Source organism: Acidovorax sp. HMWF029 (genome assembly GCF_003060895.1).
Lineage (GTDB): Bacteria > Pseudomonadota > Gammaproteobacteria > Burkholderiales > Burkholderiaceae_C > Acidovorax.
Window position 1 is genome coordinate 35,774 of the sequence record NZ_QAIH01000285.1, and the last position, 22,602, is coordinate 58,375.

15 protein-coding genes and 2 tRNA genes are annotated in these 22,602 nt (G+C 65.4%); 11 read left to right on the plus strand and 6 right to left on the minus strand.

Features of this window, described 5'->3' with window-relative positions:
* The 3 genes from DBR12_RS19900 to DBR12_RS19910 all read left to right on the plus strand — a co-directional run bounded on the left by DBR12_RS19900 (position 1) and on the right by DBR12_RS19910 (position 6,199).
* Positions 1 to 2,004: a U32 family peptidase gene (locus tag DBR12_RS19900; protein ID WP_108618812.1), complete on the plus strand. Its 2,004-nt coding sequence runs from the start codon at positions 1 to 3 to the stop codon at positions 2,002 to 2,004.
* Positions 2,005 to 2,046: 42 nt separating this feature from the next.
* The gene (locus DBR12_RS19905) at positions 2,047 to 4,740 is read left to right on the plus strand and encodes a cation-translocating P-type ATPase (protein WP_108618813.1); all 2,694 of its coding nucleotides are present in this window, start codon (positions 2,047 to 2,049) and stop codon (positions 4,738 to 4,740) included.
* Between the two features lie 175 nt (positions 4,741 to 4,915).
* Positions 4,916 to 6,199, plus strand: a complete 1,284-nt coding sequence (locus DBR12_RS19910; RefSeq protein WP_108618814.1) for an O-acetylhomoserine aminocarboxypropyltransferase/cysteine synthase family protein — start codon at positions 4,916 to 4,918, stop codon at positions 6,197 to 6,199.
* 73 nt (positions 6,200 to 6,272) lie between these two features.
* On the opposite strand, the gene egtB is transcribed toward DBR12_RS19910, so the two are convergent.
* Positions 6,273 to 7,502 carry an ergothioneine biosynthesis protein EgtB gene (egtB, locus tag DBR12_RS19915; protein WP_108618815.1) on the minus strand — a complete coding sequence of 410 codons (1,230 nt, stop codon included), beginning with the start codon at positions 7,500 to 7,502 and terminating at the stop codon, positions 6,273 to 6,275.
* Positions 7,503 to 7,511: 9 nt separating this feature from the next.
* Entirely contained in the window at positions 7,512 to 8,432 is a 921-nt protein-coding gene (gene egtD / locus DBR12_RS19920) for an L-histidine N(alpha)-methyltransferase (protein WP_108618816.1), read from the minus strand.
* A gap of 286 nt (positions 8,433 to 8,718) precedes the next feature.
* On the opposite strand from egtD, the gene DBR12_RS19925 reads away from it, so the two are divergent.
* From DBR12_RS19925 to DBR12_RS19935, 3 genes are all read left to right on the plus strand, one after another.
* Entirely contained in the window at positions 8,719 to 9,426 is a 708-nt protein-coding gene (locus tag DBR12_RS19925; protein ID WP_199226735.1) for a protocatechuate 3,4-dioxygenase, read from the plus strand.
* 51 nt (positions 9,427 to 9,477) lie between these two features.
* Positions 9,478 to 10,509, plus strand: a complete 1,032-nt coding sequence (locus DBR12_RS19930) for a metal-dependent hydrolase (protein WP_108618817.1) — start codon at positions 9,478 to 9,480, stop codon at positions 10,507 to 10,509.
* 228 nt (positions 10,510 to 10,737) lie between these two features.
* Entirely contained in the window at positions 10,738 to 11,382 is a 645-nt protein-coding gene (locus DBR12_RS19935) for a LysE family translocator (protein ID WP_108618818.1), read from the plus strand.
* Between the two features lie 67 nt (positions 11,383 to 11,449).
* Here the strand turns inward: DBR12_RS19935 and DBR12_RS19940 are convergent, their stop codons facing one another.
* From DBR12_RS19940 to purL, 3 genes are all read right to left on the minus strand, one after another.
* Entirely contained in the window at positions 11,450 to 12,040 is a 591-nt protein-coding gene (locus DBR12_RS19940) for an OmpW family protein (protein ID WP_108618819.1), read from the minus strand.
* Between the two features lie 130 nt (positions 12,041 to 12,170).
* Positions 12,171 to 13,157, minus strand: a complete 987-nt coding sequence (locus DBR12_RS19945; RefSeq protein WP_108618820.1) for a DUF808 domain-containing protein — start codon at positions 13,155 to 13,157, stop codon at positions 12,171 to 12,173.
* Between the two features lie 130 nt (positions 13,158 to 13,287).
* On the minus strand, positions 13,288 to 17,295 hold the full coding sequence (gene purL / locus DBR12_RS19950; RefSeq protein WP_108618831.1) for a phosphoribosylformylglycinamidine synthase: 4,008 nt from the start codon (positions 17,293 to 17,295) through the stop codon (positions 13,288 to 13,290).
* Positions 17,296 to 17,432: 137 nt separating this feature from the next.
* On the opposite strand from purL, the gene map reads away from it, so the two are divergent.
* Together map and DBR12_RS19960 are read left to right on the plus strand one after the other, a co-directional pair.
* Positions 17,433 to 18,248: a type I methionyl aminopeptidase gene (gene map / locus DBR12_RS19955; RefSeq protein WP_108618821.1), complete on the plus strand. Its 816-nt coding sequence runs from the start codon at positions 17,433 to 17,435 to the stop codon at positions 18,246 to 18,248.
* A gap of 103 nt (positions 18,249 to 18,351) precedes the next feature.
* Complete coding sequence (locus DBR12_RS19960; protein ID WP_108618822.1) at positions 18,352 to 20,952, plus strand: [protein-PII] uridylyltransferase; 2,601 nt, start codon at positions 18,352 to 18,354, stop codon at positions 20,950 to 20,952.
* 51 nt (positions 20,953 to 21,003) lie between these two features.
* Here DBR12_RS19960 and def read toward each other — a convergent pair whose 3' ends face one another.
* Positions 21,004 to 21,543, minus strand: coding sequence for a peptide deformylase (def, locus tag DBR12_RS19965; protein ID WP_108618823.1), 540 nt, complete (start codon positions 21,541 to 21,543; stop codon positions 21,004 to 21,006).
* Between the two features lie 126 nt (positions 21,544 to 21,669).
* Here def and DBR12_RS19970 point away from each other — a divergent pair, with 126 nt between their 5' ends.
* The 3 genes from DBR12_RS19970 (at position 21,670) to DBR12_RS19980 (ending at position 22,417) form a co-directional block, all read left to right on the plus strand.
* Positions 21,670 to 22,098 carry a YbaN family protein gene (locus DBR12_RS19970; RefSeq protein WP_108618824.1) on the plus strand — a complete coding sequence of 143 codons (429 nt, stop codon included), beginning with the start codon at positions 21,670 to 21,672 and terminating at the stop codon, positions 22,096 to 22,098.
* A gap of 107 nt (positions 22,099 to 22,205) precedes the next feature.
* Positions 22,206 to 22,281: transfer RNA gene (locus DBR12_RS19975), tRNA-Asn, on the plus strand.
* Positions 22,282 to 22,341: 60 nt separating this feature from the next.
* Positions 22,342 to 22,417, plus strand: a tRNA-Asn gene (locus DBR12_RS19980).
* Positions 22,418 to 22,602: the final 185 nt, after the last annotated feature.

Genomic DNA, 22,602 nt, shown 5'->3' on the forward strand with positions numbered 1-22,602 from the left:
ATGTCTCTCCTGCCCCACCAGCTCGAACTGCTCTCCCCCGCGCGCGATGCCGACATTGGCATCGAAGCCATCAACCACGGCGCTGACGCCGTCTACATCGGCGGCCCCGCATTTGGCGCCCGCGCCAGCGCGGGCAACGACATCCGGGACATCGAGCGCCTGGTGAAACACGCGCACCGCTTCAACAGCCGCATCTTCATCACGCTCAACACCATCTTGCGCGATGACGAACTGGAGGCCGCGCGCCAAATGGCCTGGCAGGTGTACGAGGCGGGCGCTGACGCGCTCATCATCCAGGACATGGGGCTCTTGGAAATCGACCTGCCCCCCATCCAGCTGCATGCCAGCACCCAGACCGACATCCGCACGCCCGAAAAAGCGCGCTTTCTGCAGGACGCGGGCCTGTCGCAGATCGTGCTGGCACGCGAACTGACAGTGCAGCAGATTGCCGCCGTGCACAAGGCGCTAGGCCCGGTCGATGCGCCCGGCCGCGCCAACATCGAGTTCTTCATCCACGGCGCGCTGTGCGTGGCCTACAGCGGCCAGTGCAACATCAGCCATGCGCAGACGGGCCGCAGCGCCAACCGGGGCGACTGCAGCCAGGCCTGCCGCCTGCCCTACCAGGTGACGGACGCGCAGGGCCGCTTCATTGCGCACGACAAACACGTGCTGAGCATGAAAGACAACAACCAGAGCGACAACCTGCGCGCCCTCATCGACGCGGGTGTGCGCAGCTTCAAGATCGAAGGGCGCTACAAGGACATGGGCTATGTGAAGAACATCACCGCCCACTACCGCACGTTGCTCGACGAAATCATCGAGGAGCGCGAGGCCCAGGGCCGGCCGCTGGGCCGCTCATCCAGCGGCAGCACCACCTTCACCTTCACGCCCGACCCGCTACAGAACTTCAATCGCGAGTTCACCGACTACTTCGTGACCGGCCGCAAGGAAGACATCGGCGCGTTCGACACCCCCAAGAACCCGGGCCAGGCCATCGGCTGGGTGACCAAGGTGGGCCCCGACTTTGTGGAGCTGGAAGTGAGCGACCCCGCCACCGTGCTGCACAACGGCGACGGGCTGTGCTATTACGACCTGCACAAGGAACTGGTGGGCATGGCTATCAACGTGGCAGAGCCCGTATCCGCACGCAGTGTGACCCAGTGGCGCGTTTACCCCAAGGACCCGATGGAAGGCTTCAAGGACCTGCGCAAGGGCACCGAAGTCAACCGCAACCGCGACATGGACTGGGTACGCACGCTGGAGAAAAAGTCCAGCGACCGCCGCATCGGCCTGTGGGCGCACCTGAGCGAAACGCCTAGTGGCTTCAGCCTGATGCTGACCGACGAAGACGGCAACGTGGGCTGCGCCGAGGTACAGCAGCCGCATCAACCCGCCACCGATGCGACCAAGGCCGAAGCCAGCCTGCGCGAGCAACTGGGCCGCTTCGGCACCACGGTGTTTGCGGTGCATGACATTGCGCTGCAGCTCTCGCAGCCGTGGTTTGTGCCCGCGTCGGTGCTCAACGCCCTGCGCCGCGATGCCGTGGCTGACCTGGAGGCCAACCGCGCCCGCAACTTTGCCCGCCTGCCGCGCGCCACGCCGGTGGAGCCCCCTGCGCCCTACCCCGAGGACACGCTCTCCTTCTTGGGCAACGTGTTCAACCACAAGGCGCACGACTTTTATGTGCGCCACGGCGTGAAGGTGATCGACGCTGCCTACGAGGCGCACGAAGAGGAAGGCGAAGTCAGCCTCATGATCACCAAGCACTGCGTGCGCTTCTCCATGAGCCTGTGCCCCAAGCAGGCCAAGGGCGTGACGGGCGTGCAGGGCACGATCAAGGCCGAACCCTTGATGTTGATCAATGGCAAGGAGAAGCTGACCTTGCGCTTTGACTGCAAGCCTTGTGAAATGCATGTGGTGGGCAAGATCAAGCGCCAGGTGCTGAACCAGGCCAAAGAGATCCCCCTGACTTTCTACAAAGCCCGGCCGCAGAACGCGCACTGACGCACTGACGCACTGGCGTGCGGCCTCTGTCCTGATTGCCGCATGCCCCCTACCCAAGCCCCCCACCTGCATCCTGCCGAGGCCGTTGCCCAGGCGCACGGTGTCGATCCTGACGCAGGCCTGCATGCCGACGAGGCCCAGCGCCGCAGCGCCACCCATGGCGCCAACGAGTTGGCGGCATCGCAAGACCATCCCTGGTGGCACCTGCTGGCCGACCAGTTCAAGGACTTCATGGTGCTGGTGCTGCTGGGTGCGGCGGTCATCTCGGGTCTGGTGGGCGAAGTCACCGACACGCTGGTGATCCTCGTCATCGTGGTGCTCAACGCTGTCATCGGCTTTGTGCAGGCCTGGCGCGCCGACCAGGCCATGGCGGCACTGCGCCAACTGGCGGCGGCGCACGCCACCGTGCTGCGCGGCGGTGCGGTGCAGGTGGTGCCAGCCACCACACTGGTGCCTGGCGACATCGTGCTGCTGGAGGCGGGCAACCAGATCCCCGCCGACCTGCGGCTGATCGAGATTGCGCAGCTGCAGGTGGATGAATCGGCCCTCACGGGCGAGTCCGTCACCGTGGCGAAACAGACCGAGGCACTGGCTGCCGAGGATGTGGGCGCACTGGGCGACCGCACCAACATGGCCTTCAAGGGCACCACGGCCACGCATGGCAGGGCACGCGGCCTGGTGGTGGCCACCGGCATGCACACCGAGCTGGGCAAGGTGGCCACGCTGCTAGACACCGGCGACCGCAGCACGCCGCTGCAACTGCGCCTTGCAGCCTTCGGCAAGCGCCTGGCGATTGCGGTGCTGGGCATCTGCGCGGTGATTTTTGTGGTGGGTGTGCTGCGCGGCGAGGCACCGCTGCTCATGGCCCTTACTGCCATCAGCCTGGCCGTGGCCGCCATCCCCGAGGCGCTGCCCGCCGTGGTCACCGTGCTGCTTGCCTTGGGCGCGCGCCGCATGGTGGCCGTGCATGCGCTGGTGCGGCGCCTGCCTTCGGTCGAAACCCTGGGCTCAGTCACCACCATCTGCTCGGACAAGACCGGCACCCTCACGCAAAACCGCATGCATGCCGAGCTGCTGATGGCCCACGGCGTGCGCTGGGTGCCTGGCGACTCCCTGCCCGGCCCCGCCCATGCCGAAGCCCTGCGCGCCGCCGCGCTGTGCAACGACGCCACCCTGCAGGCAAAAAACGATGAGGGCGAGTCGGCCAACCACTGGCAGGGCGACCCCACCGAAACCGCGCTGGTGCTGGCCGCGCACGCAGGCGGACTGGACAAGGCCCAGCTCGACGTCGCCTGGCCGCGCGTGCAGGAGCAGCCCTTTGACTCCGACCGCAAGCGCATGACGACCTTCCACCGCACGGCTGAAGGCTTTGTGGCCTATACCAAGGGCGCGCCGGAGTCGGTGTTGCCGCGCTGCACCGCGCACTGGACGCCCGACGGCGCTGCCGCACTCGACACCGCCAAGGTACTCGCCACCGCCCAGCAACTCGCCGCCCAAGGCCTGCGGGTGCTGGCACTGGCGCGCCGCAGCCACGCCCGCCTGCCGGACACCAACGACATCGACGCGGTAGAAAACCAGCTGGAGCTGCTGGGCCTGATCGCCCTCATCGACCCACCCCGTGCCGAGGCGAAGGCGGCAGTGCGCGACTGCATCAGCGCAGGCATCACGCCGGTCATGATCACCGGCGATCACCCCGCCACAGCGCGCGCCATTGCGCACCGGCTTGGTATCGTCACCAGCACCGACGCGCCCGTGCTCACCGGCGCTGACCTGGCCACGCTGGACGATGCCGCCCTGCGCGCGCGGGTGGAGCAAGTGCACGTGTATGCCCGCGTGGACCCGGCGCAGAAGATCCGCATCGTCGAGGCGCTGCAGGCCCAGGGCCACTTCGTGGCCATGACAGGCGACGGCGTGAACGACGCCCCGGCGCTCAAGCGCGCCGACATCGGCATTGCCATGGGCCTGGGTGGCACAGACGTGGCACGCGAGGCATCCAGCCTGGTGCTGCTGGACGACAACTTCGCCACCATCGTTGCCGCCGTGCGTGAAGGCCGCCGCATCTACGACAACATCCGCAAGTTTGTTCGCTACGCGATGACGGGCAACTCGGGCGAGATCTGGACCATCTTCCTCGCGCCGCTGTTGCTGCTGCCCATTCCGCTGCTGCCCATCCACATCCTTTGGGTCAACCTCGTCACCGACGGCCTGCCCGGCCTGGCGCTGGCGGCAGAGCCCGCCGAGCGCGGCATCATGCAGCGCCCGCCCCGCGCACCACGCGAGAGCCTGTTTGCCCACGGTATGTGGCAGCACATTCTGGGCGTGGGCCTGCTGATTGGCGGGCTGTGTCTGGCGGTGCAGGCCTGGGCCCTGCACACCGGCCACGCGCATTGGCAAACCATGGTGTTCACCGTGCTCACGCTGGCGCAGATGGCACATGTGATCGCCATCCGGTCCGAGTCCGAACCCATCTGGCGGCTGGGCCTCTTGAGCAACCGCCCGCTGCTGGGCGCCGTGCTGCTCACGTTTGCGCTGCAGTTGGCCACCATTTATGTACCCTGGCTCAACCCCATCTTCCACACCGAACCGCTGAGCCTGGGCGAGCTGGCGCTGTGCATTGGCGCTGCGCTGGTGGTGCTGGTGGTGGTGGAAACTGAAAAATTCTGGCGACGCAGCCGGCAGGCACAGCACACGCGCGCCGAACCCGCAGACAGCGCGATGGACGAGCCCGCTGGCTAAGAGCAAGAGCGCCCACGGCGCACAAGAACGTCATAAGCACATAGCCAACGATTCGATGACGCCCAGAGCCAGCGGTGCCAGAATGGCCCGCGCCGTTGGTACATCGCGCCTCGCCCAGTCAGGGGTGGCGCCCGATTGCACCACTCCCTTCCCCTCAACGAAAGAGACTGCCTTCATGAAAATCGAGACCCTGGCCGTGCACGCAGGCTACAGCCCCGACCCCACCACCAAGGCCGTGGCCGTGCCCATCTACCAGACGGTGGCCTATGCGTTTGACAGCGCCCAACATGGCGCCGACCTGTTCGATTTGAAGGTACCGGGCAACATCTACACCCGCATCATGAACCCGACGACCGACGTGCTTGAAAAGCGCGTCGCGGCGCTGGAAGGCGGCATCGCTGCGCTGGCCGTGGCCTCGGGCATGGCCGCCATCACCTACGCCATCCAGACCATTGCCGAGGCGGGCGACAACATCGTGTCTGCCAGCACGCTGTATGGCGGCACCTACAACCTGTTTGCCCACACGCTGCCGCAGCAAGGCATCACCACCCGCTTTGCTGACCCGCGCGACCCGGCCAGCTTTGCGCAGCACATCGATGCGCGCACCAAGGCCATCTTCATCGAGTCCATCGGCAACCCGCTGGGCAACGTGACCGACATCGCGGCCATCGCCAAAGTGGCGCACGACCACGGCGTGCCGCTGATCGTGGACAACACCGTGCCCAGCCCCTACCTGCTGCGCCCCATCGAGCATGGTGCCGACATCGTGGTGCACTCGCTCACCAAGTACCTGGGTGGCCACGGCAACAGCGTGGGCGGCGCGATTGTGGACAGCGGCAAGTTCCCCTGGGCCGAGCACAAGGCGCGTTTCCCTCGCCTGAACGAACCCGATGTGAGCTACCACGGTGTGGTCTACACCGAAGCCCTGGGGCCTGCCGCCTTCATCGGCCGCGCGCGTGTGGTGCCGCTGCGCAACACGGGTGCTGCGCTGTCGCCGCAAAGCGCCTTCCTCATCCTGCAAGGCATTGAGACCCTGGCCCTGCGCATGGACCGCATCTGCGACAACACGCTGGCCCTGGCACAGTACCTGCAAAGCCACCCCAAGGTGGAATGGGTGCGCTACGCCGGTTTGCCAGACCACCCCGACCATGCACTGGTGCAGCGCCAGTCGGGCGGCAAGGCGTCGGGCATTTTGAGCTTTGGCCTCAAGAGCACCGATGCCGACCCGCGGGCGGCGGGAGCGCGTTTCCTCGACGCACTGCAGCTCTTCACGCGCCTGGTCAACATCGGCGATGCGAAGTCGCTGGCGACACACCCGGCGTCCACCACCCACCGCCAGCTCAACCCCGAAGAGCTGGCCAAGGCGGGTGTGAGCGAGAGCATGGTGCGCCTGTCGGTCGGCATCGAGCACATCGACGACCTGCGGGCCGACCTGGTGCAGGCACTGGAGAAGGTGTAAGGTCGAAAGTTTGAAGCTTTTTAGGCCGTTACCGCGCGATGGCCATGCCTTTTTGGCTATCAAATAAATAGCACTATAGGTCCCTGGCCAGCCGCAGCCCCGTGAACTGCCAGCGTGCCGTAGCGGGAAAGAAGTTGCGGTAGCTGCTGCGCGCATGGCCTGCCGGTGTGGCGCAGGAGCTGCCGCGCAGCACGTACTGGTTGACCATGAACTTGCCGTTGTATTCGCCCACCGCGCCTTCGGCCACGCGAAAGCCGGGGTACGCTGCGTAGCTCGACTGGGTCCACTGCCAGGCGGTGCCAAACAGCTGATCCGGGCCATTGGTGGGTGCCTGCTGCGCGGCGTGTTCCCATTCGGCCTCGGTGGGCAGGCGTGCGCCCGCCCAGCGGGCATAGGCTTCAGCCTCGTAGTACGACAGGTGGAGCGCGGGCTGCGCCGCCTGCAGGGGCTGCAACCCCGCCAGCGTGAACACCTGCCAGGGACCGCCGTCGCCCTGACGGTGCCAGTACAGCGGGTGTTCAACCCCCTGCACCACGCGCCAGTCCCAGCCCTCGGCCAGCCAATGGGCGGGTTGCTGGTAGCCCCCAGCATCCACAAACGCCAGCCACTCGCCGCAGGTGACCAGCCGCGAGGCCAGCGCATACGGCGCGAGATAGCAGCGGTGGCGCGGGCTTTCGTTGTCAAAGGCAAATCCGGCGCCTTTGTGGCCGATGTCCACCAGCCCTCCCTCCACACGCACCCAGCCTGGGGGCGCAGCAGCGGGGGTGATGGCGGCGTCACCCACCGGAAGGGTGGCATCGCAATAGGCCGGGAAGATGGGATTGCACGACAGCAGGTGCTTGATGTCGGTGAGCAACAGCTCCTGATGTTGCTGTTCGTGCTGCAAGCCTAGCTCGACGAGGGCACCCAACGCGTCGTTCTGCAGCACGGTGGGCATGAGCCGCGCCACGCGCCGGTCCACATCGGCGCGATAGGCCAGCACCTCGGCCAGCGCCGGCCGCGTAAGCAGGCCCCGTTGCGGGCGCGGGTGCTTGGCCCCGACGCCGTTGTAGTAGGAATTGAACAGCACACGAAATGCGGGGTTGAACGGCGCAAAACCCGGCTCGTGCGCCTCCAGCACAAAGGTCTCGAAAAACCAGGAGGTGTGCGCCAGATGCCACTTGGCAGGGCTGGCATCGGGCATGGACTGCGCGCCGCAGTCCTCGGCCGTCAGGGGCGCAACCAGGGCCATGGTGTGGTTGCGTACAGCGGCATAACGCGACAGCAGCACGGTGAGCGAAGAACCAGTGTCCATGGTGGTCATACAAAACCTTCAGGGCCTGGCGTGCACCACGGCAAACCAGCCCCGGTCATCGGTCCAGGCATGGGCCTGCGTGAAGCCCGCGCGCTGCAGCATGTCGGTAAACACGCGCAGGGGGTACTTGTAGCTGTTCTCGGTGTGAATGCGCTCGCCCTGGTCGAACCGGCGACCACCGCCGGGCCACTGCACGTCAAAGTCCGCCATGGCCTCCAGGTGCATCTCGATGCGCGACTCTCCCTGGTTGAAGAATGCGCGGTGCCGCCACTGCTCCACGTCGAAGTTGCTGCCAATGAGCCGGTTCACGTGCCGCAGCACGTTGCGGTTGAAGGCAGCCGTCACGCCCGCTGCATCGTCGTAAGCGGCTTCGAGCACGTTCACGTCCTTGGGCAGGTCAATGCCAATCAGCAGGCCGCCGTCGTCGTCGATCAGCCCGCGCATGTGGGCCAGCAGGTCCATCGCATGGGGCGGGTCGAAGTTGCCGATGGACGAGCCCGGGTAGAACACCAGGCGCCCGGTGCGCGGAATGTCGTCGGGCAAGGCCACGCCCTGCGTCATGTCACCGGCCACGGCCCGTGCATCGATGGTAGGGAAGTCATCGCGCAGGCCCTGCACCGCCGCCTGCAAAAAGTCGGCAGAGATGTCCACCCCCACAAAACACGCTGGCTGCACCAGCCGGCACAGGGTGCGGGCCTTCTGGCAGTTGCCCGCGCCCAGCTCGACCAGCGTGCGCCCCACACCCACGGCACGGGCAATGTCGGCCGCATGCTGCTGCATGAGCGCGGTTTCGGTGCGGGTGGGGTAGTACTCGGGCAGGCGGGTGATTTCTTCGAACAGGCGGGAGCCGTGCTGGTCGTAGAAATACTTGGGTGAAATGCTCGCGGGCCGCTGGTTCAGGCCAAACGCGATGTCGTTGCAGGGGCTGGGCAAAGGCATGGGTTATGTCGAGGTGTCTCACGCGGCACGCATGCACCGCTGGTTCATCCAACGAGATCGCCCTGGAGCCCTGTGCGCTCCCCCACAGACCATCCCGCACCCGGGCGGTGGACTACAAAAACCCTACCGCCCACCGGCCATTGTGCGCCGCATCGATGACATGGTGTGCCTGCCATCGCTGCCGCAGCACGCTGCTGGAGCCGCACTGCATCGCCATATTCGCGGGAACTTCGCCCGGGGTCCCGCTCCAACGTTGCTGTGCCCAGCTTGTTCAAAGGAGTGCCCCATGCCCGTCCACCCCGGCTCTGCGCCATCCAGCCCTCACGCCGCCCTCTCGCTGGGCATCGACACGCACACCGCCTCGGCTGCATGGCCCACGCGCAGGCGCCTGCTGCGGCAGGGGCTGTGGGGCGGAGCGCTGGTGGCCGCGCCCGCCCTGGTGCCTGCGGCCCTGGCGCAGGGGGCCTTGGCCCCCACGCCACGCCAGACCGAGGGGCCTTACTACCCCGTCCAGTTCCCGTCGGACAGCGATGGCGACCTGCTACGCAACGGCCCGATGCGCTATGTGGACGGCCAGCCCGTGTGGGTGGAAGGCCGGGTCACCGACACGCAGGGCGTGCCGCTGACGGGCGGCACGGTCGAGATCTGGCAATGCGATGCGGCAGGCCACTACCACCACCCCGGCGACGGCAACAAGGCCGCCCCCGCATTCCAGGGCTTTGGCCGCGTGGTGCTGGGCCGCGACGGGCGCTACCGCTTCCGCACCATCCGGCCCGCACCCTACACGGGGCGCACGCCCCACATCCATTTCAAGGTGCGCCTGCCTGATCGCGAGCTGCTGACCACGCAGATGTATGTGGCGGGCGACCCTGGCAACGCGAGCGACTTCCTCTGGAGCCGCCTGGGCGCGGCAGAGCGTGCGGCCCTCACGGTTGCGTTTGCGCCGTCGGCCGATGGCATGCGTGCAGAGTTTGCGCTGGTGGTGCAGGCCTGATGTGCCGCCACCCGCCACAATCCACCACCTCATCAGCTCATCCGCCCCCGCATGGACTCCGTCACCCAACTCGCCCTGGGCTCCGCCGTTTGCATTGCCACCCTGGGCCGCCGCACTGCCGTGTGGAAAGCCGCGCTGTGGGGCGGCATTGCAGGCACGCTGCCAGACCTGGACGCGCTCATCGACCACGGCGACGCCATCCTCAACATGGTGCTGCACCGCTCGGAGAGTCATGCACTGCTCTACCTCACCTTGCTGTCGGCGCCGCTGGCCTGGCTGGTGTCGCGCCTGCACCAGGAGCCCAGCCTCTTCACCCGCTGGTGGCTGGCGTTGTGGCTGGCGCTGGTCACCCACCCCTTGCTTGACTGGATGACGGTGTACGGCACGCAGTTGCTGCTGCCCTTCACCAACACGCCCTATGCGGTGGGCAGCGTTTTCATCATCGACCCTCTCTACACCCTGCCGCTATTGATGGGCGTGCTGCTGGCGCTACTGATGCGCCAGGACCGGGGCATCCGCTGGGCGCGTGCAGGACTGGTGCTGAGCACAGCCTACCTGGGCTGGAGTGTGGGCGCACAGCAGATGGCCACCCAGCGGTTTCTTGCGCACGCCCCGGTTCCGCAGCTGGCACCCAGCAAATTGCTGGTCACGGCCGCGCCCTTCAATACATTGCTGTGGCGCGCCGTGGCCGTGACGCCCACGCACTACTACGAGGGCTACTACGGGCTGCTGGACGGCGACCGGCCCGTGCGTTGGACCGCCCATGAACGCGGGGAGGCGCTGTACGTGCGCTATCAGAGCAATGCCCTGGTGGACCGGATTGCGCGGTTCAGCCGCGGCTTCTTCAAGATGAGCGAGGTCGAGGGCGAAGTTTTCATCACCGACCTGCGCATGGGCAACGATCCCACCTACACCTTTCACTTCAACCTGGGCACCCCGGCAGAGATGGCTGGGGGCCTGCGCCCCACCACCCAGCAGTGGCAGCGGCCCGACCTGGCCACCGCCCTTCCCTGGCTGTGGGCGCGCATGGGAGGCGCGGATGTGGTGCTGGCCCCGCCGCAGGCCGTGCACGGGCAGCCGTAGGGGCGCGAGCTCTCTGAAGCGCAGGTGTACTGCCCAAAACAGCGGCATCTGTGTCTTGTGAAGGGGCTGCCTGCGGCATACGCTGGGGCCATCCTTCCCGACCACACCACGCCACGCCATGCTCTCCATGCCCCGCCACCGCACTGGCTGCCACAAGAATCGGTGGACCGGCTGCACCCGCACCCTCATCGGCCACTTGAAGCCCGACCCGGGCTGCGGGGTGGTCACATGACACCCGCCACCCTGCTGGTCTTCTCGCTGGTGGCGCTGGTGGCCATCGCCACGCCAGGCCCCACGGTATTGCTGGCGCTGACCAACGGCGCACGCTACGGCGTGCGCCAGGCCGTCCCGGGCATGCTGGGGGCCGTGGTGTCCGACTTCGTGCTCGTGGGCGCCGTGGCGCTGGGGCTGGGCGCGCTGCTGGCCGCGTCAGAGTTCTGGTTCTCGGTGGTGAAGTGGCTGGGTGCGGCCTACCTGGCCTGGCTGGGGTGGCGACTGCTGGGCTCGCAAGGGGCACTGGATGTTGCATCCGCAGGTGGCGACACGGGCGCTGTGGGGGCGGCAGCCACGCCGCGCAGCATCTTCCTGCGTTCGTTTCTGGTGGCAGTCACCAACCCCAAGGGTTATCTTTTCTGCTCGGCGCTGTTGCCACAGTTCATCAACGCCAATGCACCACAGTGGCCACAGTACGTAACCATTGCGGTGGTGTTTGCCAGCCTCGACTTTGTGGTGATGCTGGCCTATGCGCTGGTCGGCGCACGCGCCGCCAAGCTTCTACACCGCCGCGCGGTGCGGTGGCTGGACCGCTGCTGCGGTGGTGCATTGCTGGCGCTGGCAGGCTCACTGGCTTTGTACCGCCGCAATGTGAGCTGACCAGCGCCGCTGCAAAGGCGCTTGCCGAGCGCTGCCCGCCATCACCACGGCGATGGCGAACGGCACATCAGAAGCGCCAACCCAGACCCACGCCCACCAGCACAGGGTCTACCTTGAAGGTGCCCAGCTTGGCACCACCTGCAGTCACATCGGTCTTGATGAAGACCTTCTTCACGTCAAAGTTGAGGTACAGATTCTTGGCCAGTGGAATGTCCACGCCCACTTGCAGCGCGGGGCCAAAGCTGTTGCGGTCGATGTTCACACCGGCAGGCAGGTTCACGCTGGAGAAACGCGTGTAATTCAGGCCAGCGCCCACATAGGGCTTGAAGCCGGGAGCATCAAAGTGGTATTGCAGTAGCAGCGTGGGCGGCAGGTGCTTGAGCGAGCCAATGGCGGCGCCACCTGCGCGCAGTGTGTGCTTTTGCGGCACGGTAAGGATCAGCTCGGCTGCGAGATTCTGGTTGAAGAAGTACGTGATATCGACTTCAGGAATCGCCTTGTTGTTGACCGTGAGGCCCAGAGGCGTGCTGTCCTTGTTGGCGCTGTCCAGGTGCACAGCACGTGCACGGACCATCCAGGGGCCTTCAGCCTGTTGCGCCAGGGCAGCGCCGGAAGACAGGACACACAGGGCAGCTACAGCCAGCAGGTTCTTTTTCATGGTGATTTCGCATCGGTTGGACGGGGACGACCCCCGTGCATGTATTGAACCGCTGCGCTTGCCCACCGGCCTTGCCTTAACTCAAGCCCCCCGTACAAACCCTTAGACCTACATCAAGGCATGCCCATTTTCAGGCGTTGGACTTGCCGCGAAGGCGCTGCACCAACGTCACCCCTGCCAGCACCAACCCACCGGCCACAATGCCCACCACCGCGTTGAGCAGGTTCTCTGCCACCACCTTCCACACCCCGCCCGCAGGCCATTGGCCTGCAGCGGCGGCTCCGGCCTCGACGGCATGGTGCAGCGCAGGCACGCCGTGCACCAGGATGCCGCCGCCCACCAGGAACATCGCCGCTGTGCCCGCCACAGACAAACCCTTCATCAGCCAGGGTGCAGCGCTCACAATGCCCGCACCCATCGCACGTGCCGCTCTGCTGGACTTTTTGCTGAGCCAAAGGCCCAGGTCGTCGAGCTTGACAATGCCCGCCACCAGGCCATAGACCCCCACCGTCATGATGACGGCAATGCCCGACAGCACAGCCACCTGCTGCGCGAAGGGAGCAGTAGCTACGGTGCCCAGGGTAATGGCAATGATTTCGGCCGACAGGATGAAGTCGGTCCGCACGGCGCCCTTGACCTTGTCTTTTTCAAACGCCACCAGGTCCACCGCCGGGTTGGCATTAGCCTTGGCATGGCTTTCGCGTTCGGCCGCGTCTTCATGCGGGGCATGCAGCAGCTTGTGCGCCACCTTTTCAAAGCCCTCAAAGCACAGGAAAGCACCGCCGACCATCAGCAGCGGCGTGACGGCCCAGGGGGCAAATGCACTGATCAGCAAGGCGGCAGGCACCAGAATGATCTTGTTGACCATAGAGCCCTTCGCCACGGCCCAAACGACAGGGATCTCGCGCTCGGCCCGCACGCCGGTGACTTGTTGGGCATTGAGCGCTAGGTCATCTCCCAGCACACCCGCCGTCTTCTGGGCGGCCACCTTGGTCATGACTGACACGTCATCGGCCATGGCAGCGCTCTTCTTGGCAGCAACCTTGGTCATGAGGGCCACGTCATCGAGGATGGTGGCGATATCGTCCAACAGGGCAAGCAGGCTGCCAGAGGCCATGGGAGGTCCTTGGAATGGGATGAAAAGGGCCGACTATAGCAATGGCCCGGGTCACTCCCGCTCGTATCACCGCCCATGAAAAACGGGGCCGCAGCCCCGTTTCCCCGTCATGCCTGCTGCCAAGGCAGGATCAGCCGACCCACTTGCGCGCATTGCGCCAGATGCGCATCCAGCCGCTGTGTTGCGCAGTGTCTTCGCTGGTCCAGCTCATCTGCACATTGCGGAACACGCGCTCGGGGTGCGGCATCATGGCTGTGAAGCGGCCGTCCGCCGTGGTCACGGCTGTCAGACCACCGGCGCTGCCGTTGGGGTTGAAGGGGTACTGCTCGGTGGCGCGGCCATGGTTGTCCACGTAGCGCATGGCAGCGATGGCCTTGCCGGCATTGCCCCGGTACTTGAAGTTGGCATAGCCCTCGCCGTGCGCCACCGCAATCGGCAGGCGGCTGCCCGCCATGCCTTGCAAGAACAAGCTGGGGGATTCGAGCACTTCCACCAGCGACAGGCGGGCTTCGAAGCGCTCGCTCTGGTTGGTGGTGAAGCGCGGCCAGTCTTGCGCGCCGGGGATGATGTCGGCCAGCTCGGCAAACATCTGGCAGCCATTGCATACGCCCAGGCCGAAGGTATCGGAGCGACCAAAGAAGCCCTGGAACTGCGCGGCCAGCACAGGGTTGAAGGTGATGGAGCGTGCCCAGCCAATGCCCGCACCCAGCGTGTCGCCGTAGCTGAAGCCACCGCAGGCGACCACGCCCTTGAAGTCTTCGAGCTTGACGCGGCCCGTCTGCAGGTCGGTCATGTGCACGTCAAACGCCTCGAAGCCTGCCTCGGTGAAGGCGTAGGCCATTTCGATGTGCGAGTTCACGCCCTGCTCGCGCAGGATGGCAACCTTGGGTTTGGCAAGGTTGAGGAACGGCGCGGCCACATTGTCGGCCGCGTCGAACGTGAGGTGCACGTGCATGCCCGGGTCGGTGGGCTCGCCCGCTGCAGCGTGCTCGGCATCGGCGTTGGCAGGGTTGTCGCGCTGCTGGCAGATCTTCCAGCTCACGGCGTCCCACACCTGGTGCAGGTCGGCCAGCGGCGCGCTGAACACGGCCTTGGCATCGCGCCAGACCTGCAGCTCGCCCTTGCCTGCGTCGATCTCGGAGGATGCAGGGCGTGTCTTGCCCACGAAGTGACTGCACTTGGACAGGCCGTGCTCGCGCAGAGTCTGCATCACGTCGTTGCGCTCAGCGGTGCGCACCTGCAGCAGCACGCCCAGTTCTTCGTTGAACAGGGCCTTGAGGGTCAACTCATCGCGGCGCGCGCCCACTTGGCCTGCCCAGTTCTTGGCATCGCCCGTGTCCATGCGGCTGTCGTTGATGCCGTCGCCCTCAGTGACCAGCAGGTCCACATTCAGCGCCACGCCCACATGGCCTGCAAAAGCCATTTCGGCGGCTGCTGCCAGCAGGCCTCCGTCACTGCGGTCGTGGTAGGCCAGGATCTGGCCCTTGGCACGCAGCGCGTTCACGGCGTTGACGAGGTTGATCAGGTCTTGGGGGTCGTCCACATCGGGCACCACATCGCCGCTTTGCTCCAGCGTCTGGCCCAGAATGCTGCCGCCCATGCGATTCTGGCCCTTGCCCAGATCGATGAGCACCAGCGTGGTGTCGGCCTCGGTGGCGTTGAGCTGGGGCGTGAGGGTGCCGCGCACGTCGGACAGCGACGCAAATGCGCTCACGATCAGACTGACGGGGGAAGTGACCTTTTTCTTGTCAGCGCCTTCGCTCCACTGCGTGCGCATAGACAAGCTGTCCTTGCCCACGGGGATGGACACGCCTAAAGCGGGGCACAGCTCCATGCCCACGGCCTTGACGGTTTCGTACAGCGCAGCGTCTTCGCCGGGTTCGCCGCAGGCCGCCATCCAGTTGGCGGACAGCTTCACTCGGGGCAATTCGATGGGAGCGGCCAGCAGGTTGGTGATGGCCTCTGCCACCGCCATGCGGCCCGAAGCGGGCGCGTTGATGGCGGCCAGCGGTGTGCGCTCACCCATGCTCATGGCTTCGCCCGCAAAACCCTTGTAATCGGCCAGCGTCACGGCGCAATCGGCCACGGGCACCTGCCAGGGGCCGACCATCTGGTCGCGGTGGCTGAGGCCACCCACGGTGCGATCGCCGATGGTGATGAGGAAGCGCTTGGACGCCACCGTGGGGTGGGCCAGCACATCGATCACGGCCTTTTGCAGCGGCACACCGGTGAGCTGAATCGGTGCGAATTCACGCACCACCGTCTTCACATCACGGTGCATCTTGGGCGGCTTGCCCAGCAGCACGTTCATGGGCATGTCCACGGGCAGCTTCTGGTCGTCGGCTGTGGCGGCGGGGTCGTGCAGCACCAGCTGGCGCTCTTCGGTGGCGGTGCCGATCACGGCAAACGGGCAGCGCTCGCGTTCGCAGAAGGCCTTGAACTGCTCCAGCGACTCGGGCGCAATGGCCAGCACGTAACGCTCTTGCGACTCGTTGCTCCAGATTTCCTTCGGGCTCATGCCGGACTCTTCGAGCTGCACAGCGCGCAGGTCGAAGCGCGCGCCACGGCCTGCGTCGTTGGTCAGTTCAGGGAATGCGTTCGAGAGGCCGCCTGCCCCCACATCATGGATGGCCAGGATGGGGTTGGCCGCGCCTTGCGCCCAACAGTGGTTGATGACCTCTTGCGCACGGCGCTCGATCTCGGGGTTGCCGCGCTGCACCGAGTCAAAGTCCAGTTCGGCCGCGTTGGTGCCGGTGGCCATGGAACTGGCCGCGCTGCCGCCCATGCCGATGCGCATGCCGGGGCCGCCCAATTGGATGAGCAGCGAGCCAGCGGGGAATTCGATCTTCTTGGTCAGCTCGGCATCAATCACGCCCACACCGCCCGCGATCATGATGGGCTTGTGGTAGCCGCGCTGCACGCCAGCAACTTCCTGCTCGTATTCGCGGAAGTAGCCTGCCAGGTTGGGCCGGCCAAATTCGTTGTTGAACGCCGCGCCGCCCAAGGGGCCTTCAACCATGATCTGCAGCGGGCTGGCAATGTGCTCAGGCTTGCCCACGGTGCTGCCCCAGAGCTTGGACACCGTGAAACCCGTCAGGCCCGCCTTGGGCTTGGAGCCCCGGCCCGTGGCGCCTTCGTCGCGGATCTCGCCGCCTGCGCCAGTGGACGCGCCCGGGAACGGCGAGATGGCCGTGGGGTGGTTATGGGTCTCCACCTTCATCAGCACATGCTGCGTAACGCTACTCTTTTGATAGCTATTAGCGCTTGATGGATGCGCGGAGGCAGCCATTTTTGCCACAAATCGCTCGACCTGATGGCCTTCCATGACCGAGGCGTTGTCCGAATACGCGATCACCGTGTGCTGGGGCGCCAGCTGGTGCGTGTTGCGGATCATGCCAAACAGGCTCTTGTCCTGCGCCACGCCGTCGATGGTGAACTGGGCGTTGAAGATCTTGTGGCGGCAGTGTTCGCTGTTGGCCTGGGCGAACATCATGAGCTCCACATCGGTGGGGTTGCGCTTGAGGCCATTGAACGCGTTGACGAGATAGTCGATTTCATCGTCGGCCAGCGCCAGGCCGAAGCGGGTATTGGCGGCCTCCAACGCAGCGCGGCCACCAGCCAGCACATCCACATGCTCCATGGGCGCAGGCTGCAGTTCCGTGAACAGGGCTGCTGCGGCGCTTCGGTCGGCCACCACGGATTCGGTCATCCGGTCATGCAGCAAGGCGGCCACCTGGGCCAGTTGCTCGGCGGTCAGCTCAGGCGCCTTGCCCAGCAGGCCCGCCTTGAGGCTGATGCGGTACTCGGTGATGCGCTCCACGCGGCGGATGGCAATGCCGCAGTTGCGTGCAATGTCGGTGGCCTTGGACGCCCAGGGCGACAGCGTGCCCAGGCGGGGCGTGACGATGAGCACGGCACCATCTTCAGGGCCAGCATACGGGTCGCCATAGGAGAGCAGAGCGGCCAGTCGTTCTTGGTCAGCGGGTGTAGGGGCCGCGTCGGTGGCAACCAGGTGCACGAAACGCGCTGCAATGCCGCTGATCTTGGGGTGGATCGCCTCCAGGGCGGGTTGAAGTTGCTGGGCGCGGAAGGAGCTGAGGGCGTTGCCGCCCGCCAGCGTGGTCATGTGCAAGGTCACGGTAGCGGCCTGTTGGGGGGTGTCAGGGGTAGAGGGTTGCTCCGGGCGCCAGCGTGCAGCCAAGCCCGGAGCCCGCCATTTTACCGGGCATGGCCGCGCCGCCTGCGTGGCGCGGGGGCCAATGGGATAATCCGGGTATGAGCATCACCATCAAAAGCGCTGAGGATATCGAGGGCATGCGCCTGGCCTGCCGCCTGGCCTCCGAAGTGCTGGACTACATCGCCCCCCACATCAAACCCGGCATCACCACCAAGGAAATCGACCGCCTGGGCGCCGAATGCATGGCCCAGCAGGGCACCATCTCGGCCACCGTGGGCTACCAACCGCCCGGTTACCCGCCCTACCCGGCGTCGCTGTGCACCTCAGTCAACCATGTGGTGTGCCACGGCATCCCCAACGACAAGCCACTCAAGAAGGGCGACATCGTCAACGTGGACGTGACCGTGATCACCAAGGACGGCTGGTACGGCGACAACAGCCGCATGTACCTTATTGGCGAGTGCTCGATTGCCGCCAAGCGCCTCACGGCTCTCACATTTGAAGCCATGTGGCACGGCATTGTGCAGGTCAAGCCCGGCGCCCACCTGGGTGACATCGGCCACGCAATTCAGAAGTTTGCCGAAGGCCACGGTTTTTCCATCGTGCGCGAGTTCTGCGGGCACGGGATTGGCCAGAAGTTCCATGAAGAACCCCAGGTACTGCACTACGGACGCCCTGGCACGCTCGAAAAGCTCGAACCCGGCATGGTGTTCACCATTGAGCCCATGATCAATGCGGGCCGCCGCGAGGTGAAGGAGTTCGGCAACGATGGCTGGACCATCGTGACCAAGGACCACAGCCTGTCGGCCCAGTGGGAGCACACGGTATTGGTCACTGAGACGGGGTACGAGGTCATGACCCTGTCGGCCGGCTCGCCCCCAATGCCACCCTTTGTGACCGCCACCAGGACCTGACATGGCCCAGGCTGCGGACGGCGCCACCGGCCCCATCCCCACAGCAGCCGCTTGCACAACTCTTGCATGGCTTTTTCATGGCCTCCAAAAGTACCCACCGACCATGACTGAACTCCATGCCCTGCGCGATGCCTATCGCAGCGACAAGGCCGCCCTGCTCGCGGCCATGAAGGCCACGGGCGCCTCGACACGCGGTATCCGCGCGGCGTTGCGCAAGCTGTCATCGCTGGCTGGCAACCTGCTGCACACGCTGTGGCAACGCGCACAGCTGCCCGACGACATGGCCCTGGTGGCGGTGGGTGGATTCGGCCGTGACCAATTGTTCCCCTACTCCGATGTCGACGTCCTGCTGCTTTTGCCCGATGGCGTCGCGCCCGAGGCTGGCAGTGCGTTGCGCGCGCAACTCGAGGGGTTCATCGGCAGTTGCTGGGACACGGGACTGGAGATCGGCTCCAGCGTGCGCACCGTGGCGGAATGCCTGGCCGAGAGCGCAGGCGATGTCACGGTGCAAACCTCGCTGCTCGAATCCCGCCTGGTGTGCGGAAATGCCGCGCTGTTTGCAGAGTTCCAGCGCCAGTACCGCGCGCAAATGAACCCGGAGGCCTTCCTGGTTGCCAAAACGCTGGAGATGCGCCAGCGCCACACCAAGTACGAGAACACGCCCTATTCGCTCGAACCCAATTGCAAGGAATCACCTGGCGGGCTGCGCGACCTGCAGATGATCCTGTGGGTGGCGCAGGCTGCGGGCCTGGGCAGCAACTGGAAAGAGCTCGCCGCCAGCGGCATGGCCACCGCTTTTGAAGTGCGGCAGATCGAGCGCAACGAGGCGCTGCTGTGCCTGATCCGCGCTCGCCTGCATGCTGCAGCAGGGCGGCACGAGGACCGCCTGGTGTTCGACCTGCAGACAGCCGTGGCCGAGTCGTTCGGCTACCGCTCGCAGGCGCCCGATGGCTCACGCCTGCCCATGCGTGCCAGCGAAAGCCTGATGCGCCGCTACTACTGGGCGGCCAAGGCGGTGTCGCAGCTCAGCCAGATCCTGCTGCTCAACATCGAGGAGCGTCTGAGCCCTTCAACCCACGCGCCACGCCCCATCAACGAGCGCTTCTTCGAAAAGGCAGGCCTGATCGAGGTGGCCAGCGACGACCTGTACACCCGCGACCCGCACGCGATCCTGGAGACATTCCTGCTCTACCAGACCACGGTGGGGCTCAAAGACCTGTCGGCACGCACCCTGCGTGCGCTGTACAACGCGCGCGGCGTGATGGACAGTGCCTTCCGGCGCGATCCGGTCAACCGCGATGCCTTCATGCGCATCCTGCAGCAACCTTCGGGCATCACCCACGCCATGAGGCTGATGAACCAGACCTCGGTGCTGGGGCGCTACCTGTGGCCATTTCGCCGCATCGTGGGGCAGATGCAGCATGACCTGTTCCACGTCTATACGGTGGACCAGCACATCCTGATGGTGCTGCGCAACGTGCGCCGGTTCTTCATGGCCGAGCATGCGCACGAGTACCCCTTCTGCTCGCAGCTGGCTGGCGGGTGGGACAAGCCCTGGATCCTGTACGTGGCCGCGCTGTTCCATGACATCGGCAAGGGCCGGGGGGGCGACCACTCGCAGATAGGCGCGGAAGAAGTGCGGCGCTTTTGCCGCCAGCATGGCGTGGCCCGCGAAGACGCCCGGCTCATCGAATTCCTGGTGCGCGAGCACCTGACCATGAGCACTGTGGCGCAAAAGCAGGACCTGAGCGACCCCGATGTGATCGGCGCTTTTGCGCGCCGCGTGGGCAACGAGCGCAACCTCACGGCCATGTACCTGCTCACGGTGGCCGACATCCGCGGCACCAGCCCCAAGGTCTGGAACGCCTGGAAGGGCAAGCTGCTGGAAGACCTGTACCGAGCCACGCTGCGCACCCTGGGCGGCCGTGCGCCCGATGCAGCTGCCGAGATAGAAGCCCGCAAACGCGAGGCCCTTGTGCTGCTGGCGCTCAACGCCCTCCCGTTCGAAGCACACAAGGCGCTGTGGGCCACGCTGGATGTGAGCTATTTCATGCGCCACGACGCAGCCGATATTGCCTGGCACACACGCCACCTGTCGCGCCATGTAGGCACAGCCAAACCGGTGGTTCGAGCCCGCCAGTCGCTGGCGGGCGATGGCTTGCAGGTGATGGTCTACGCCGCCGACCAAGCAGACCTGTTTGCACGCATCTGCGGCTACTTCGACCGAGTGGGATTCAGCATCCTGGATGCACGGGTGCACACCGCCAACAACGGCTATGCGCTCGATACCTTCCAGGTTGTGGCCTCCTCAGCATCTGAACAGCCCGGGCACTACCGTGAGCTGACCCACATGGTCGAGAGTGACCTGATGCGCGTGATCGAAGAAGGCGGCCCCCTGCCTGAGCCTGCGCGCAAGCGCGTCTCGCGCCGGGTCAAGAGCTTCCCGGTGGCGCCCCGTGTGACCCTGCGACCCGATGAAAAGGCGCAGCGCTGGCTGCTGGCTATCTCTGCGAGCGACCGTGCGGGCCTGCTTTATCTGGTGGCACGCATCTTGGCGCAGCACCACCTGAGCGTGCAGCTGGCCAAGGTCAGCACCCTGGGCGAGCGGGTGGAAGACACCTTCCTCATCCAGGGCCCCGAGCTGCAGAACAACGCACGCCAGATCCAGATCGAGACCGAGTTGCTGCGCGAACTGTCCTCCTGAGGCGGGCTCGGCGCCACACCACCCATTGGCGGGCTGCTCACCTGGGCTCCGTCAGTCGTCTTCTGCGGCGCCAATATCGGGAAACAACACCTCGGTGAAACCGAACTGCGTAAAGTCCCGTACACGCATCGGGTACAGCTTGCCAATGAGGTGATCGCACTCGTGCTGCACCACACGAGCGTGAAAACCCTCCACCACGCGGTCGATGGGATCGCCATAGGGGTCAAAGCCGGTGTAGTGGATGCGTGACCAGCGCGGCACTTTGCCGCGTAGACCGGGCACAGAAAGACATCCCTCCCAGTCCTCTTCTTCTTCGGCGCCCAAAGGGGAGATGACCGGGTTCAGCAACACGGTCGGAAGTACCAGGGGCCGGTCCGGGTAGCGCGGATTGCGGTCGTTGGAGCCAAAGATCACCAACTGCAGGTTCACCCCGATCTGGGGCGCCGCCAAGCCTGCGCCGTTAACAGATCGCATGGTGTCAAACATGTCTCGCACAAGAAGATGCAGGACATCGGTGTCAAACTCGGTCACGGGCTCGGCCACGCGCAGCAGGCGCGGGTCGCCCATCTTCAGGATGGTGTGGATTGTCATTGGATGAGCAGGAATTTCAGCAGAGGCCAGCGCGAAGATACGGGCTTGTTTAGGGGGCTCACACAGCATAGCGCGCGGGCAACCATCGCGCAGCACTCCCTCTCCCAGCCCCATCACAATACCCCCATGGCCACGACGCCCCCTGACGATTCCATTCCCGAGCCCCCCGAACCTTCGCCAAGGCCCCTGCCCTGGCCTGTGCGCTCGTTGCTGCAGGTCTTCGCAGTGCTGTGCCTGATGATGGGCGCCATCGGTGTGGTCGTTCCTGGCCTGCCTACCACCGTGTTCATCCTGATGGCGGCCTGGGCAGCTGCGCGCAGCTCGCCACGGCTGTACCGCTGGCTATGGCACCACCGGCTGTTTGGCCCCCTGCTACGCAACTGGGCCCAGGGCGGCAAGGTCAGTCGCCGTGCCAAGTGGAGCGCCGCCCTCGTGATGTCCTTGAGTGCCGTGGTGCTGCTGCTGACAGTGTCGCGCCCATGGATCGTGGCGGTGGCGATCGGGAGCATGGCCTGTGTCTTGGCTTGGTTGTGGCGCCGACCCGAGCCGTCGTGAAAACCCGGCTGCAGCACACATACGGCATCAGCAAAATCAGTCCGATGGCACAAACCCACTGCAAATGTTTTTTGGGCTGATTTTTGTGTATATAATCTAAGTCTTGTTCCTCGATAGCTCAGTCGGTAGAGCGCCGGACTGTTAATCCGTAGGTCCCTGGTTCGAGCCCAGGTCGAGGAGCCAAGATTTTGCAGGCCCTGCATGAGTGAAGCGGGGCCTTTTACATAGATAGATACCGATTATTCCTCGATAGCTCAGTCGGTAGAGCGCCGGACTGTTAATCCGTAGGTCCCTGGTTCGAGCCCAGGTCGAGGAGCCAATCCAGTAGCCCTGCATCGTCATTCGATGCGGGGCTATTTTTTTCCCACAACGGCACCAACTGACACCAGGGCTACATGCCAGACAATGGTGTTTTTGCGTTCTGCCACCATGCCCCCGCAACTGCCCTGGCTGGAAATCGAAGACCCCTTCCCCACCCCCACCCTGGCCTGGGGCCCTGAAGAC